At 35.2% G+C, this 16,199-nt stretch carries 6 protein-coding genes, 2 tRNA genes and 3 rRNA genes; 7 read left to right on the top strand and 4 right to left on the bottom strand.

The genetic code is table 11. The features are described from left to right. From BLV71_RS03620 to BLV71_RS03590, 7 genes are all read left to right on the top strand, one after another. A 16S ribosomal RNA gene (locus BLV71_RS03620) occupies positions 1 to 1,027 on the top strand; the annotation flags it as partial. 82 nt (positions 1,028 to 1,109) lie between these two features. Beyond that, positions 1,110 to 1,184, top strand: a tRNA-Ile gene (locus BLV71_RS03615). Between the two features lie 89 nt (positions 1,185 to 1,273). Beyond that, a tRNA-Ala gene (locus tag BLV71_RS03610) sits at positions 1,274 to 1,350 on the top strand. 159 nt (positions 1,351 to 1,509) lie between these two features. Then, positions 1,510 to 4,374, top strand: a 23S ribosomal RNA gene (locus BLV71_RS03605). 101 nt (positions 4,375 to 4,475) lie between these two features. Continuing rightward, positions 4,476 to 4,584 (top strand): 5S ribosomal RNA (gene rrf / locus BLV71_RS03600). Positions 4,585 to 4,771: 187 nt separating this feature from the next. Beyond that, positions 4,772 to 6,868 carry a phosphate acetyltransferase gene (gene pta, locus BLV71_RS03595; RefSeq protein ID WP_093869207.1) on the top strand — a complete coding sequence of 699 codons (2,097 nt, stop codon included), beginning with the start codon at positions 4,772 to 4,774 and terminating at the stop codon, positions 6,866 to 6,868. Between the two features lie 24 nt (positions 6,869 to 6,892). Further along, positions 6,893 to 8,074 (top strand): acetate/propionate family kinase, encoded by a 1,182-nt coding sequence (locus BLV71_RS03590; RefSeq protein WP_093869206.1) that lies wholly within the window; start codon positions 6,893 to 6,895, stop codon positions 8,072 to 8,074. 32 nt (positions 8,075 to 8,106) lie between these two features. On the opposite strand, the gene BLV71_RS03585 is transcribed toward BLV71_RS03590, so the two are convergent. Genes BLV71_RS03585 through BLV71_RS03570 form a run of 4 tightly spaced genes read right to left on the bottom strand, consistent with a single transcriptional unit; the run spans position 8,107 to position 15,678 of the window. Beyond that, entirely contained in the window at positions 8,107 to 9,567 is a 1,461-nt protein-coding gene (locus BLV71_RS03585; protein WP_093869205.1) for a glutamate synthase subunit beta, read from the bottom strand. 3 nt (positions 9,568 to 9,570) lie between these two features. Continuing rightward, entirely contained in the window at positions 9,571 to 14,070 is a 4,500-nt protein-coding gene (gene gltB, locus BLV71_RS03580; protein WP_093869204.1) for a glutamate synthase large subunit, read from the bottom strand. Positions 14,071 to 14,093: 23 nt separating this feature from the next. After that, a complete protein-coding gene (locus BLV71_RS03575; protein WP_093869203.1) occupies positions 14,094 to 15,329 on the bottom strand; it encodes an ammonium transporter in 1,236 nt (411 codons plus the stop codon). Between the two features lie 10 nt (positions 15,330 to 15,339). Further along, on the bottom strand, positions 15,340 to 15,678 hold the full coding sequence (locus tag BLV71_RS03570; RefSeq protein ID WP_093869202.1) for a P-II family nitrogen regulator: 339 nt from the start codon (positions 15,676 to 15,678) through the stop codon (positions 15,340 to 15,342). Positions 15,679 to 16,199 lie beyond the last annotated feature (521 nt).

Raw genomic sequence — 16,199 nt, 5'->3', positions numbered from 1 at the left:
AATAAGCACCGGCTAACTCCGTGCCAGCAGCCGCGTAATACGGAGGTGCAAGCGTTATCCGAATCATTGGTTTAAAGGGTCCGCAGGCGGTCAATTAAGTCAGAGGTGAAATCCCATAGCTTAACTATGGAACTGCCTTTGATACTGGTTGACTTGAGTTATACGGAAGTAGATAGAATGTGTAGTGTAGCGGTGAAATGCATAGATATTACACAGAATACCGATTGCGAAGGCAGTCTACTACGTATATACTGACGCTCATGGACGAAAGCGTGGGGAGCGAACAGGATTAGATACCCTGGTAGTCCACGCCGTAAACGATGGACACTAGTTGTTGGGATTTATCTCAGTGACTAAGCGAAAGTGATAAGTGTCCCACCTGGGGAGTACGATCGCAAGATTGAAACTCAAAGGAATTGACGGGGGCCCGCACAAGCGGTGGAGCATGTGGTTTAATTCGATGATACGCGAGGAACCTTACCAGGGCTTAAATGTGGTCTGACAGCTTTAGAGATAGAGTTTTTCTTCGACAGATCACAAGGTGCTGCATGGTTGTCGTCAGCTCGTGCCGTGAGGTGTCAGGTTAAGTCCTATAACGAGCGCAACCCCTATCGTTAGTTGCTAACAAGTAAAGTTGAGGACTCTAGCGAGACTGCCGGTGCAAACCGTGAGGAAGGTGGGGATGACGTCAAATCATCACGGCCCTTACGTCCTGGGCTACACACGTGCTACAATGGTATGGACAATGAGCAGCCACTATGCGAATAGGAGCGAATCTATAAACCATATCACAGTTCGGATCGGAGTCTGCAACTCGACTCCGTGAAGCTGGAATCGCTAGTAATCGGATATCAGCCATGATCCGGTGAATACGTTCCCGGGCCTTGTACACACCGCCCGTCAAGCCATGGAAGCTGGGGGTGCTGAAGTCGGTTACCGCAAGGAACTGCCTAGGGTAAAACTGGTAACTAGGGCTAAGTCGTAACAAGGTAGCCGTACCGGAAGGTGCGGCTGGAACACCTCCTTTCTAGAGAAAGATGGTGAGTTACAAAAGAGGTACATTTTGCTCTTTGCTGTTAATTTTAAAACACACTAATATATAGCTATTATAGTCTCGTAGCTCAGCTGGTTAGAGCGCTACACTGATAATGTAGAGGTCGGCAGTTCGAGTCTGCCCGGACTACAAATAAAGAAGTATATATTAGGAAGGAAATTCTGGAAGTTAGAGAATTCAACATTCATAATTGAGGATTCATATTCTGAATTTCATAATGGGGGATTAGCTCAGCTGGCTAGAGCGCTTGCCTTGCACGCAAGAGGTCATCGGTTCGACTCCGATATTCTCCACCATTAGACTATAGGTCTAAAAACGTTCATTGACATATTGGTAAAAATGATATCGTAAAGAATCAAGATAGAGAAGTTAGATTACGATCTAACAACAATATTTTTATAAAAATAAAGAATTATAAAGAGCTCGTTGTAGTAGAGATACTGCAGCAAAAAGTACAATAAGCTAAATAAGGGCGTATGGCGGATGCCTAGGCTTTCAGAGGCGATGAAGGACGCGATAAGCTGCGATAAGTTACGGGAGTGGCACACACATTATGATCCGTAAATTTCGAATGGGCAACCCGGCATGTTGAAGACATGTCACCTATTTATAGGAGCAAACCCGGAGAACTGAAACATCTAAGTACCCGGAGGAAGAGAAAACAATAGTGATTTCCGTTAGTAGCGGCGAGCGAACGCGGATTAGCCAAACCAATGCTGTTACGGCAGTATTGGGGTTGTAGGGCTGCGACATTAGAGTCTAAGTGAACTAGAATCGTTTGGAAAGACGAACCAAAGAGAGTGATAGTCTCGTATAGGTAAGCGAAGATAATATAGCAGTACCCTGAGTAGTGCGGGACACGAGTAATCCTGTATGAATCTACCGGGACCATCCGTAAGGCTAAATACTCCTGAAAGACCGATAGTGAACTAGTACGTGAGGGAAAGGTGAAAAGAACCTAAGTAAGGGAGTGAAATAGAACCTGAAACCGTACGCCTACAAGCGGTCGGAGCACATTTACTGTGTGACGGCGTGCCTTTTTGCATAATGAGCCTACGAGTTACTGTTGCTAGCAAGGTTAAGGATTTAAGGTCCGGAGCGAAGCGAAAGCGAGTCTGAATAGGGCGACATAGTTAGTAGTAGTAGACGCGAAACCGAGTGATCTACCCATGGCAGGTTGAAGCTGTGGTAACACACAGTGGAGGACCGAACCAGTTGACGTTGAAAAGTCTTTGGATGACCTGTGGGTAGGGGTGAAAGGCCAATCAAACTCGGAAATAGCTCGTACTCCCGAAATGCATTTAGGTGCAGCGTTGAGCGAAAGTTTTATAGAGTAGAGCTACTGATTGGATGCGGGGCTTCACCGCCTACCAATTCCTGACAAACTCCGAATGCTATAAAATGTTACTCAGCAGTGAGGGCATGGGTGCTAAGTCCATGTCCGAGAGGAAAGAACCCAGACCATCAGCTAAGGTCCCCAAATATATGTTAAGTTGAAAAAACGAGGTGAAACTGCTTAGACAGCTAGGATGTTGGCTTGGAAGCAGCCATTCATTTAAAGAGTGCGTAACAGCTCACTAGTCGAGCGGTTTTGCATGGATAATAATCGGGCATAAACATATTACCGAAGCTATGGATTTTATACTAAGTATAAAGTGGTAGGGGAGCATTCTATTTGCGCAGAAGGTGTACTGTAAGGTATGCTGGAGCGGATAGAAAAGAAAATGTAGGCATAAGTAACGATAAAGGGGCGAGAAACCCCCTCACCGAAAGACTAAGGTTTCCTCAGCGATGCTAATCAGCTGAGGGTTAGTCGGGACCTAAGGCGAATCCGAAGGGAGTAGTCGATGGCCAACAGGTTAATATTCCTGTACTTCTTATAATTGCGATGGGGTGACGGAGTAATGAAAGCACCGCGAACTGACGGAATAGTTCGTTGAAACATGTAGGTATTAGACTTTTAGGTAAATCCGCTAGTCTAGCTGAAGTGTGATAGTACAACAAGTCTTCGGATGCGTTGATAGTGTGCCTAAGGGCTTCCAAGAAAAACCTCTAAGCTTCAGATTATGAGAACCCGTACCGTAAACCGACACAGGTAGTTGGGATGAGAATTCTAAGGTGCTCGAGAGATTCATGGCTAAGGAACTAGGCAAAATAGACCTGTAACTTCGGGAGAAAGGTCGCCAGCAGCAATGCTGGCCGCAGTGAAAAGATCCAGGCGACTGTTTATCAAAAACACAGGGCTTTGCTAAATTGAAAGATGATGTATAAGGCCTGACACCTGCCCGGTGCTGGAAGGTTAAGTGGAGGGTTTAGCTTCGGCGAAGATCTAAAATGAAGCCCCAGTAAACGGCGGCCGTAACTATAACGGTCCTAAGGTAGCGAAATTCCTTGTCGGGTAAGTTCCGACCTGCACGAATGGTGCAACGATCTGGATACTGTCTCAGCCATGAGCTCGGTGAAATTGTAGTATCGGTGAAGATGCCGATTACCCGCAGCGGACGAAAAGACCCGTGAACCTTTACTATAGCTTCGTATTGACTTTGGATAAGTAATGTGTAGGATAGGTGGGAGATAATGAAGCGGCGTCGCTAGGCGTTGTGGAATCATCCTTGAAATACCACCCTTTGCTTATCTAGAGCCTAACTCAGCGATGAGAACAGTGCGTGGTGGGTAGTTTGACTGGGGTGGTCGCCTCCAAAAGAGTAACGGAGGCTTCTAAAGGTTCCCTCAGCACGCTTGGTAACCGTGCGTAGAGTGCAATGGCATAAGGGAGCTTGACTGAGAGACATACAGGTCGATCAGGTACGAAAGTAGAGCATAGTGATCCGGTGGTTCCGCATGGAAGGGCCATCGCTCAAAGGATAAAAGGTACTCCGGGGATAACAGGCTGATCTCCCCCAAGAGCTCACATCGACGGGGGGTTTGGCACCTCGATGTCGGCTCGTCACATCCTGGGGCTGGAGAAGGTCCCAAGGGTTGGGCTGTTCGCCCATTAAAGTGGCACGCGAGCTGGGTTCAGAACGTCGTGAGACAGTTCGGTCTCTATCTGCTGTGGGCGTTAGAAATTTGAGTGGATTTGACTTTAGTACGAGAGGACCGAGTTGAACTGACCTCTAGTGTACCTGTTGTCACGCCAGTGGCACTGCAGGGTAGCTACGTCGGGAAGGGATAAGCGCTGAAAGCATATAAGCGCGAAACCCACCACAAGATGAGATTTCTTTAAAGGGTCGTGGGAGATTACCACGTTGATAGGCTATAGGTGTAAGTGCAGTAATGTATGTAGCCAAGTAGTACTAATAACCCATAGGCTTATGTACGTACTTCCCCTCCTTGTGAGGGGAAGCAAACTCTTTGAAACTTTACAATATTATATTTATCAATATGTTAACTTATACAGTTGAAATACACTGAAACAATTTAAGGTGATTATTGCAATGGGGCTCACCTCTTACCATTCCGAACAGAGAAGTTAAGCCCATTAGCGCCGATGGTACTGCCACAGGTGGGAGAGTAGGTCGTTGCCTTTCTTTTAAACCGTTCTTTAGTAAGATAAAGAACGGTTTTTTTTTGTTCCAAACTATACTTCTTTATTAAAACCTAAATAATCAGTAGTTCAATACTGTGGGGAGTATTAGCTTATGTATTTGTTTTAAACTTTTATTAATTTTTCAATTATTATATTGATTTAGCTTAATTTTGCAAAAAAAGGAAGTAATGAATAAAGCAATTTATATAGCAGCAAGTGAAGCAAACTCAGGTAAATCAATGCTTAGTCTTGGTCTAATGCAATTATTTCTTAGAAATAAACCAAAAGTAGGTTATTTTAGACCCATTATTGATAATCCTATAGAAGGAGCTAAGGATAATCACATAAACACAATTCTTAATTATTTCAAATTAAAAACTAAATATGAAGATTCGTATGCATTTACTCGTTCAGATTTAATAAAAAAATTAAATGATGATCAAGAAGATGAAGTTATTAATATAATAATAGAGAAATATAAAAAACTAGAAGAAGAAAATGATTTTGTAATAGTTGAAGGAACTGATTTTTCCGATCATGCAGCTGTAATTGAAATGGATTTAAATGTTTTAATTGCTAAAAATTTAGGAACTCCAGTTATTATTGTTTCAGGTGGTGTTAATAAAACATTAGAAGAATTTATTCAAAGTTTGCGCTTAACTTACGATTTATTTAATAGTAAAGATGTACAAGTTATAGCGGTTGTAGCTAACAAAGTTCAAGAAGAGAATATTCCAGTTATCTTAGATCAAGTAGGAAAAAACTTATCTAATTCTGTTTCTATTAATGCTATTCCAATTAACAAGAAGTTAAATAACCCAACTATTAAAGAATTTCTGAATGAAATTGATGGAAAGGTTTTATTTGGAAAAGAATTATTGAACAATGCAACTGGTGATATAAAGGTTGGAGCCATGCAGTTATCACATTTTTTGCATCATTTAGCAGAAGATAGTGTAGTTGTTACTCCAGCGGATAGATCTGATATTTTATTAGGTACATTACAAGCAAATATTTCAACTAATTATCCATCAATATCTGGTATTATTTTAACTGGAGGGATGGAACTTAATCCGTCTATAATTAAATTAATTGAAGGTTTGGAAAAAGTTGTACCTATTCTTTGGGTAGAAGAAGGAACTTTTGCTATTACCTCAAAATTAAGTAATGTTAGATCTCATATATATGCCGAAAATGTTGATAAGATTAAAATGTCAATTAATATTTTTGAAAAATACGTTGATGTTTCTTCTTTGAGAGAAAAATTATCAAATTTTAAAGGAACAGAAACTTTAACTCCTAGAATGTTTCAATATAATTTATTGAAAAGAGCAAAAGAACAAAGAAAGCATATAGTTCTTCCGGAAGGAAGTGATGATAGAATTTTAATTGCAGCTTCACAATTGCAAAAGAATAATGTTGTTGATTTGACTATTTTAGGTAAAAAAGTGAATATTGAAGCTTCTATAAAAAGATTAAACATTCCTTTTAACTTTGATAAAACGCCTATTATTAATCCGATAGAATCAAAATATTTTCAAGAATTTTCTAATACTTTATATGAATTAAGAAAACACAAAGGAGTAAGTCCAGCAATGGCAGAAGATTTAATGGCAGATGTTTCTTATTTCGGAACTATGATGGTTTTTAAAGGCATAGCAGACGGTATGGTTTCTGGTGCAGCTCATACCACACAACATACTATCAAACCAGCATTACAATTTGTAAAAACCAAGCCAGGTTTTTCTGTTGTATCATCAATATTTTTCATGTGCTTAGAAGATAGAGTATCTGTTTTTGGAGATTGTGCTATTAATCCAAATCCTACGGCAGAACAGCTAGCTGAAATAGCAATTTCATCAGCTGACTCAAGTATTGCTTTCGGTATAGACCCTAAAATAGCAATGCTTTCTTATTCATCTGGTTCATCTGGAAAAGGTGAAGATGTTGATGTTGTAAGAAGAGCTACAGAGATAATTAAAGAAAAAAGAACTGATTTAAAAGTAGAAGGACCTATACAATATGATGCAGCTGTAGATCCAAGTATTGGAAAAAAGAAACTGCCAAACTCTAAAGTGGCAGGGCAAGCAAACGTGTTAATTTTTCCTGATTTAAATACTGGAAATAATACCTATAAAGCAGTGCAACGTGAAACTGGAGCTTTAGCAATTGGTCCTATGCTACAAGGTTTAAATAAACCAGTGAATGATTTAAGTAGAGGCTGTACCGTTGATGATATTTTTAACACTGTAATATTAACAGCAATACAAGCACAGGAAAAATAAATCATTTAATTATAAAGATAATTTATGAAGATATTAGTTATTAATTCAGGGAGTTCATCTATTAAATATCAATTGTTTAGTATGCCTGAACAAGATGTGATTTGTCATGGTTTGATTGAAAGAATTGGTTTAAGTGATAGTGCAATTCATTATGCATCAAAAACTGAAAAGATAGAAGAGTTAACAACCCTTAATAATCATAAAGAAGGATTAGAAAGAGTAGTGAATCTTCTTTTAGATGATAAGATAGGGGTAATTAAATCTACTGAAGAAATAAAAGCGGTAGGGCACAGGGTTGTTCATGGAGGAAGTACTTTTACGAATATTGTAGAAGTAACTAAAAAAGTTAAAGATAAAATCAAAGAACTATTTTCATTAGCACCATTACACAATCCTGCAAATTTGGAAGGAATAAATGTAGCCGAGGCTATTTTTAGTGCTGCAAAGCAGATTGCTGTTTTTGATACAGCATTTCATCAAACAATACCGGTTATAGCTCATAAATATGCTATTCCAAATAAATTTTTAGTAGAAAATAATATCCGTTTATATGGTTTCCACGGTACGAGTCATAAATATGTTTCTGAACTAGCTAATGAATATTTAAAGAAAGAAAAATCTAAAATTATTACTATTCATTTAGGAAATGGTTGTAGTATGACAGCTATAAAAAATGGAATAAGTATTGATCATAGTTTAGGGTTTGGACCTGTTACAGGATTAATTATGGGAAGTCGTTCTGGTGATATTGATCATAGCTTAATTTTTTATCTAATAAATGAATTAGGATATAAAATAGACGATGTCTATACTATGTTGCAGGAAGAAAGCGGGATGTTAGGGTTAACTGGTTATAGTGATTTACGTGATATTGAAAAAGAAGCTTCTCTAGGTAATGTAGCTTGTAAATTAGCTTTAGACATGAATGCTTATAGAATTAAAAAGTATATCGGTTCTTATGTAGCAGCTATGAATGGTTTAGATGCTATAGTTTTTACAGCTGGAATTGGAGAGAATTCAAGTATGATAAGAAATTTAGTATGTACCGAAATGGAAACTTTTGGTATTGAATTAGATAAAAATAAAAATGATATTAGAGCTAAAGAGTTAATAGATGTTAGTTTAGATTCATCAAAAGTAAAAATATTGGTTATACCTACAAATGAAGAATTAGAAATAGCAAAACAATCATTCAATTTATTATAAAAAAAACTCCTTAATTTTTTAAGGAGTTTTTTTTAGTTATTTGAATTTAGTAAATCACCTTGACCTTTATATGGTAAGAGATTCTTTTTAAGAAGAAATTTATTAACAGATTTAGCAGCTTCTCTTCCTTCAGAAATAGCCCAAACAATTAATGATTGACCTCTTCTCATATCACCAGCTGTAAATATTTTAGGAATATTTGTTTGATATTCTTTTGCCGAATAATTACCTCTTTGATTGGTTTTAAGTTCTAATTGTTCAGCTAATGTTTTTTCAGGACCAGTAAAACCAAGTGATAAAAGAACTAAGTCACAAGGCCATATTTTTTCTGAACCTGATTGTTCAATTAGAACTGGTTTTTTATTTGAATCAACTTCCCATTTTACTTTAACCGTTTTTATGCCAGTTAAATTTCCTGAATCATCTGTCAAAAATTCTTTAGTGTTAATTAACCAATTTCTATCGCAGCCTTCGTCATGAGAAGTTGTAGTTTTTAGTTGTAAAGGCCAAAAAGGCCATGGAGTCGAAGTATCTCTATTTTTAGAAGGCTTAGGTAATATTTCAAAGTTAACTACTGAACTAGCTCCTTGCCTATTTGCAGTACCAACACAATCAGATCCAGTATCACCACCACCAATAACAATTACATTTTTATTCTTTGCATTTATAGCTATTTCCTGTTTTTGGTTATATAGGGCTTTTGTTTGTTCTTTTAAATAATCCATAGCTTGATGAACTCCATTTATAGTAAACTTATTTATAGGTAAATTTCTAGGAATTGTAGCTCCTCCACATAAAACAATTGCATCAAATTTTTGTAATTTTTCAATACTATAATTTATCCCAACATTTACATTAGTTTTAAAAATAATACCTTCTTCTTCAAGAATATTAATTCTTCTATCAATAATATTTTTTTCTAATTTAAAATTAGGTATACCATAACGTAATAAACCACCAAGTTTATCGTCTCTCTCAAAAACAGTAACTAAATGGCCACTTCTATTTAATTGTTGAGCGACAGCTAATCCAGCTGGACCTGAACCTACTATTGCAATAGTTTTTCCAGTTCTTTTAGTAGGAGGTTTAGGTTTAATCCAACCTTCCTTGAACCCTCTCTCGACTAAATATTTTTCTATGTTTTCGATAGAAACAGGAGCGTCAATAATACCTAAAACACAAGCTTTTTCGCAAGGAGCAGGACATAGTCTTCCTGTAAATTCTGGAAAATTATTAGTACTATGAAGTATGTTAAGAGCTTTTTTCCATTCGCCCCTATGTATATAATCATTAAAATCAGGAATTAAGTTTCCTAACGGACATCCACTATGGCAAAATGGAACTCCACAGTTCATGCATCTTGATGCTTGACTTTTTAATGTGTCTTGATTTAAACTAATAGTAAACTCATTATAGTTCTTTAAACGTTTACTAACTGGTTGTTGCTTTTCGTTAATTCTCTTGTATAATTTAAAACCTCCAATTTCTCCCATTGTCTATGCTGTTAATTGTTTTACCTCTTTATGTGTTTTCTGTATTGCTTTTTTGTATTCTTTTGGAAAAACTTTAATGAAATTCATTGATTCTTTTTTCCAGTTCAACAAAACTTTATTAGCAATGTTGCTTTTTGTATGAGTGTAATGGTTATTTATTAACTGATATAACTCATTTAAATCTGAAGATGAGGGAGCTTCTAAATCAACCATTTCTATATTACATAGTGATTTTTTATAACTGTTATTTTTATTGTATAAGTAAGCAATCCCTCCACTCATCCCAGCGGCAAAGTTTTTACCAGTATTACCAAGAACAATTACTTTTCCTCCAGTCATATACTCACATCCGTGATCTCCAACTCCTTCAACAACAGCAATAGCACCTGAATTTCTAACAGCAAACCTTTCTCCTGCAATACCATTTATATAAACCTCTCCAGCTATTGCTCCGTATAAACTAACATTACCCGTAATAATATTTTCTTCAGCTTTAAAACTTGCAATTTGAGGTTTTTTTATAATTAATTTACCTCCTGAAAGTCCTTTACCTAAATAATCATTGGTTTCTCCTTCAACACTTAAGGTTAGTCCTTTACAAGCAAATGCTCCAAAACTTTGACCGGCTGAACCGATGAAGTTTAGTTGTAACGTGTTTTCAGGAAGCCCGTTTTCTCCATGGATTTTTGAAATTTCATTAGAAAGAATTGCTCCAACTGATCTGTTAGTGTTTTTTATCTGATATTCAAAAGACATTGGTATTTTCTTTGAAATTGCAGGTTTAGCTTCTTTATAAATTCTTAAATCAAGCACATTTTTTAATTCATGATCTTGTTGTTCAGTATTACAAAGTAATTTGTTTTTTGTTTTTGGTTGATAAAGAATATTAGATAAATCAATGCCTTTTGCTTTATAATGATTGATAGCTTTTTTTGTGCTTAGTTTATGTACTTGACCTACCATTTCATTTATTGTTTTGAAACCAAGTTTAGCCATGATCTGTCTAAGCTCTTCAGCAACGAAATACATGAAATTAATTACGTGCTCAGGTGTTCCTTTAAAGTTTTTTCTTAATTCTGGATCTTGAGTAGCAATACCAACTGGGCATGTATTTAAATGACAAGCTCTCATCATTATACACCCTGATGCAACCAAAGGAGCAGTAGCAAAACCGAATTCTTCAGCTCCTAAAAGAGTAGCGATGGCCACATCTCTCCCGGTTTTTAACTGTCCATCACATTCTAAAACAACTCTATTTCTTAGATTGTTTAAAATTAAAGTTTGTTGGGCTTCAGCAATTCCTAATTCCCATGGAAGTCCAGCATGTTTTAGTGAAGTTAAAGGAGAAGCACCAGTTCCTCCATCAAATCCCGACACTAATATAACATCTGCTTTAGCTTTTGCAACCCCAGCTGCAATGGTTCCAACTCCTACTTTTGATACTAACTTAACATTAATTCTAGCTTCTCTATTTGCATTTTTTAAATCGTAAATTAATTGAGCTAAATCTTCAATAGAATAAATATCATGATGTGGAGGTGGAGAGATAAGACCAACAAAGGGCGTTGAATTTCGTACTTTAGCTATCCAAGGAAATACTTTCTCGCCAGGTAATTGCCCGCCTTCTCCAGGCTTAGCACCTTGTGCCATTTTAATTTGGATTTCCTTAGCATTCGTTAAATAATTACTAGAAACTCCAAATCGACCAGAAGCAACTTGTTTTATAGCACTCTTTTTTGAATCTCCATTTTTTAAAACTTTAAACCTTTCTATATCTTCACCACCTTCTCCAGAATTACTTTTACCTCCAATTCTATTCATTGCTATAGCTAAGTTTTCATGAGCTTCCTTACTAATAGAACCATAAGACATGGCACCAGTTTTAAAACGTTTTACGATCTCTGTCCAAGGTTCAACTTCATCAATAGGTATTGGATTCAAATTATTAAATTCTAATAAACCTCTAATCGTCATTAAATTTTCACTTTGCTCATTAATTAATTTGGAATAAGTAGCATAGCTTTCTTTACTTTTTAGTCTTACTGCTTGTTGAAGTTTAGCAATTGAGTTTGGATTAAATTGATGGTTTTCACCATTTCTTCTCCAACGGTAATCACCTCCAATAGGTAATTCAAGATTTGCTTCAATTTTTTTAGAAGGGAAAGCACTTTTATATCTAGATAAGATATCTTTTTCTAATACGTATAAACCAATACCACCAATTCTTGAAGGGGTGTTAGGGAAATATTTATTAGTAAAAGATTGTTTTAATCCTAAAATTTCAAATATTTGGGAAGCTCTATATGAATGCAAAGTAGATATTCCAATCTTATTCATAATTTTGAGTAACCCTTTACCTATTGCTGTATTGTAATTTTTAACAGCATTAGCTTTGCTTAGGTTTTTTATAGTTCCTTGTGCTACTTCTTGTTCAATAATTTCATTAACTAAATATGGATTTACTGCACTTGCTCCATAGCCAAAAAGAGTGGCAAAATGATGTGGTTCTCGTGCTTCAGCAGTTTCTATTACAATTCCGAATTGTGAACGTTTACCTTTTCTGTTTAAAGAATGATGTAAATATGAACAAGCAAGTAAGGCTGGTATTGGGGCTTTTTTATTAGTAATTCCGCGATCAGATAAAATTATAATATTTGTGCCTTTATCTATTGCTTTTTCAGCTTTGTCTAATATGTTATCTAAAGCGATTTCTAAGCCATTTACACCTCTTTTATGTTTATATAATATGGGAATTAATTTAGATTTAAAATCAGGATGTTTTATATTTTTAATCTTATCAAGATCTTCATTAGAAATTACAGGATTTTGAATACGAAGCTTTTTTGCTTGCTCTGGAATTGTATCAAATATGTTTCTGTCTCCACCAATTGCTAAACTAATGTCTGTGATTATTTCTTCACGGATGCCATCAAGAGGAGGGTTTGTTACTTGAGCAAATAATTGCTTAAAGTAGTTATATAACAATTGTGATTTATTAGATAGTACAGCTAAAGGGGTGTCAGTTCCCATTGAACCTATAGCTTCTTTAGATTTTGTAGCCATTGGGTTAATAACTGTAGAAATGTCTTCAAAAGTGTATCCAAAAGCTTTTAAACGTGTTTTGTAATCAGTTACTTCATATGTTGGAGGGTTTTCAGTATAAGGAACTTCTGCTAAAGGAAGCGAGTGATCTTTAATCCATTTTTTATAAGGGTGCTTGTGTATTATTTGATCTTTAACTTCTTTATCTTCTATAATTTTTCCAGCGTTCATATCAACCAAGAATATTTTCCCAGGTTCAAGTCTTCCATGTTTAGCAACGTTTTGAGGAAGTACTTCAACAACACCAATTTCTGAAGCCATAATAACAAAACCATCTTTGGTAACTGTATACCTTGATGGGCGTAACCCATTCCTGTCTAATACTGCACCTATATAATTTCCATCTGTAAATGGTATGGATGCTGGGCCATCCCAAGGCTCCATGATACATGAATTATATTCATAAAAAGCCTTCTTTTCATTTGACATTGTTTGGTCTTTTTCCCATGCTTCAGGAACCATCATCATGAGAACTTCAGGAAGGGTTTTCCCTGTCATTAATAATAACTCAACAACCATATCCATTGAGGCTGAATCTGATTTGTTTTCATGAATTATAGGGAACAGTTTTTTAATGTTGTTTTTAAACAATGGGCTTTTCATGAGCTCTTCACGAGCACGCATTCTACTTACGTTTCCTTTTAATGTATTGATTTCACCATTATGACACATATAACGAAAAGGTTGTGCTAAATCCCAAGAAGGAAAAGTATTTGTTGAAAATCGTTGATGTACTAACGCTAAACGAGTAACTACATCTTCTTCTTGTAAATCTTTATAATAAATGCCAATATCTTCAGGTATTAACAATCCTTTATAAATAATAGTTGTAGTTGATAAAGAGGGTACGTAAAAATAATTAGCTTCAGATAATTTTGAGTTTGCTATTATGTGTTCAGTTATTTTTCTTGCAGCAAATAATTTAGCATTAAACTCTAAATCTGTTAAGCTCTGAGCGTTTTTATCAATAAATATTTGTTTTGTATAAGGTTCTGATTTTGCAGCGATGTTTCCAATACAATTGCTATCAACAGGAACGTCTCTCCATCCTAAAATTCTTAAATCTTGATTTTTAAGTTCTTCTTCAAAAATATTAATACAAAAATTTAATTGATATTTATTTTGAGGAAGAAAAACCATACCAACTGCATATTCTTTATACGATGGGATTTCAAAATTACAAACTCGTTTAAAAAAATCATGAGGTATATCAATAAGAATACCTGCTCCATCACCAGTTTTTCCATCAGAACTAACGGCACCTCTATGCTCTAATTTAACAAGTATTTCGAGGGCATTATGTATTATTTTATTTGATTTTTTACCGTGTAAATTACAGATAAAACCAGCTCCACAATTATCTCTTTCAAATTCATTTAAATATAATCCTTGATCTTTCATTATTTGATGGTTTTATAGTTTAATTATTCGTTTAATCTAAATTCAGGATAAGCACTAATACCATGTTCTGATTTGTCTAAGCCTTTTAGCTCGTCCTTTTCTGAAACTCTTATTCCTATAGTTTTTTTAAGTGTATAAATGATGATAAATGATGTGGATATACAAAACAAGGCATATGCAATAACTCCAATAAGTTGAGATACAAATTGATTAAGGCTAGCAAGGTCTCCAAAAATACCAACCGCTAAAGTTCCCCAGATACCACAAAAAAGATGAACAGCAATAGCACCTACTGGGTCATCTAACTTACAAGTGTCAATAAGAGCAACAGCTAATACAACCAAAATACCGGCAATTGCTCCAATAATAATAGCATTCGTAGGAGACATTAAATCTGCACCAGCAGTTATTCCAACAAGTCCTCCTAATATTCCATTTAAAAACATTGTTAAATCATAGTTTTTATAAATGATTGAAGAACTAATAAAAGAAAATACACCTCCGCTTGCAGCAGCTAAGCAAGTTGTAACTAGGGTTAAAGATGTTTTGGTGGGGTCTGCTGATAAAACTGAGCCACCATTAAACCCAAACCATCCAAACCAAAGTATTAACACACCAGCTGTAGCTAAAGGAATATTATGACCAGGAATGGCAAATGATTGATTGTTTTTAAATTTTCCAATTCTTGGTCCCAACAACCAAATAGCAATTATAGCTGCCCATCCTCCAACTGAGTGAACTAAAGTAGAGCCCGCAAAATCATAAAAAGGAGTTTCTAAGTTTTCTAAAAAGCCTTTGCCCCATTTCCATGATCCAGCTATTGGATACACAAATCCAACATAAATTACTGTGAAAAGAATAAAAGGGCCAAGCTTCATTCTTTCTGCTACTGCTCCAGAAACTATGGTAGCTGCTGTTGCCGCAAACATCCCTTGAAATAAAAAGTCTGTCCAAAAAGTAAAACCATTGTTGTAGGTTAAATCTAACACATTATTAGTTAATGGAGGGGTTAAACCAACTCCAGAAAAACCAATGATACCAAATGAACCTTCCCCAAAATTTGGATACATTAAATTGAATCCAATTAAAAAATATAAAAGTAAGCCTACGGTAATTATAAAAATATTTTTAAATAAAATATTCAGAGTGTTTTTTTGTCTGGTAAGTCCAATTTCTAAAAAAGTAAAGCCTAAGTGCATAATAAAAACAAGGGCAGTACAAATCATCATCCATAAATTATTTACAGTAAGTATATCCATGTTTTATTTTTTAATTTAAAGTGTTATTTCCTTTTTCACCAGTTCGTATGCGGTAGCTTTCTTCAATGCTAGAAACAAATATTTTACCATCTCCAACTTCACCAGATGCAGCAGCTGATAAAATTGCTTGTATTGCGGGTTCTTTAAATTCATCATTAACTACAATTGATAAATATCTTCTTTGAATGTCGCTAGTGCTAAAAGAGACACCTCTATAAACGTGACCTTCTTTTTCATTTCCTAGTCCAGTTACATCCCAATAAGAGAAAAAGTTAACACCAATGTTATGTAAAGCTTCTTTAACTTGATGGAATTTTGATTTTCGAATTATGGCTTCTATTTTTTTCATTAAATAATGATTATTTAGGTTGTTAATAGTCAATACTTGTTGCTTGCTTAGTATAAAAGACTAAACATTAATGATGTAATTTTAAAATTTACTAGACACTAACTCAAGGTTAGTTAATTACTCTACGATGGTATATTTATTCCGAAATTTAACAGAAGCTTGGATAAACTTAGATTGTTTATCAATATTGTTATAATGGCTAAAAAAGAAAGTCCTCTTTCTTTCTAAATATTTAATAAAGCATACGTTTTTAAATAATGGTTTTTGTGATAAAAAATAAAAAAAATTATGCTTAATATTTTTTAAATAGATGTATGGTATATGTGTTAAATATGTTTTCAGAGTATTAAAATATTAGTTCGTTACTCTACAAATCTCTAATAAAACTACTTAAAAAACAAATGGTTAGTGGGGTTGTGTTTAGCGAAAACGTTTTCATGATTAAGGGATGAATTAAAAAAACACCCTTTTAAATAACAATATATTAAATAGTGGTGTTTAGAAGTGTTTTAAAATTCAGA

This window comes from Tenacibaculum sp. MAR_2010_89 (assembly GCF_900105985.1).
GTDB classification, from domain to species: Bacteria; Bacteroidota; Bacteroidia; order Flavobacteriales; family Flavobacteriaceae; genus Polaribacter; species Polaribacter halocynthiae.
This window is presented reverse-complemented; position numbering and strand designations above follow the sequence as displayed.

Excerpts from the sequence above, each read along its gene's own strand:
- pta (WP_093869207.1), top strand. The coding sequence starts at position 4,772 with ATGAATAAAGCAATTTATATAGCAGCAAGTGAAGCAAACTCAGGTAAA.
- BLV71_RS03590 (WP_093869206.1), top strand. The coding sequence starts at position 6,893 with ATGAAGATATTAGTTATTAATTCAGGGAGTTCATCTATTAAATATCAA.
- BLV71_RS03585 (WP_093869205.1), bottom strand. The coding sequence starts at position 9,567 with ATGGGAGAAATTGGAGGTTTTAAATTATACAAGAGAATTAACGAAAAG.
- gltB (WP_093869204.1), bottom strand. The coding sequence starts at position 14,070 with ATGAAAGATCAAGGATTATATTTAAATGAATTTGAAAGAGATAATTGT.
- BLV71_RS03575 (WP_093869203.1), bottom strand. The coding sequence starts at position 15,329 with ATGGATATACTTACTGTAAATAATTTATGGATGATGATTTGTACTGCC.
- BLV71_RS03570 (WP_093869202.1), bottom strand. The coding sequence starts at position 15,678 with ATGAAAAAAATAGAAGCCATAATTCGAAAATCAAAATTCCATCAAGTT.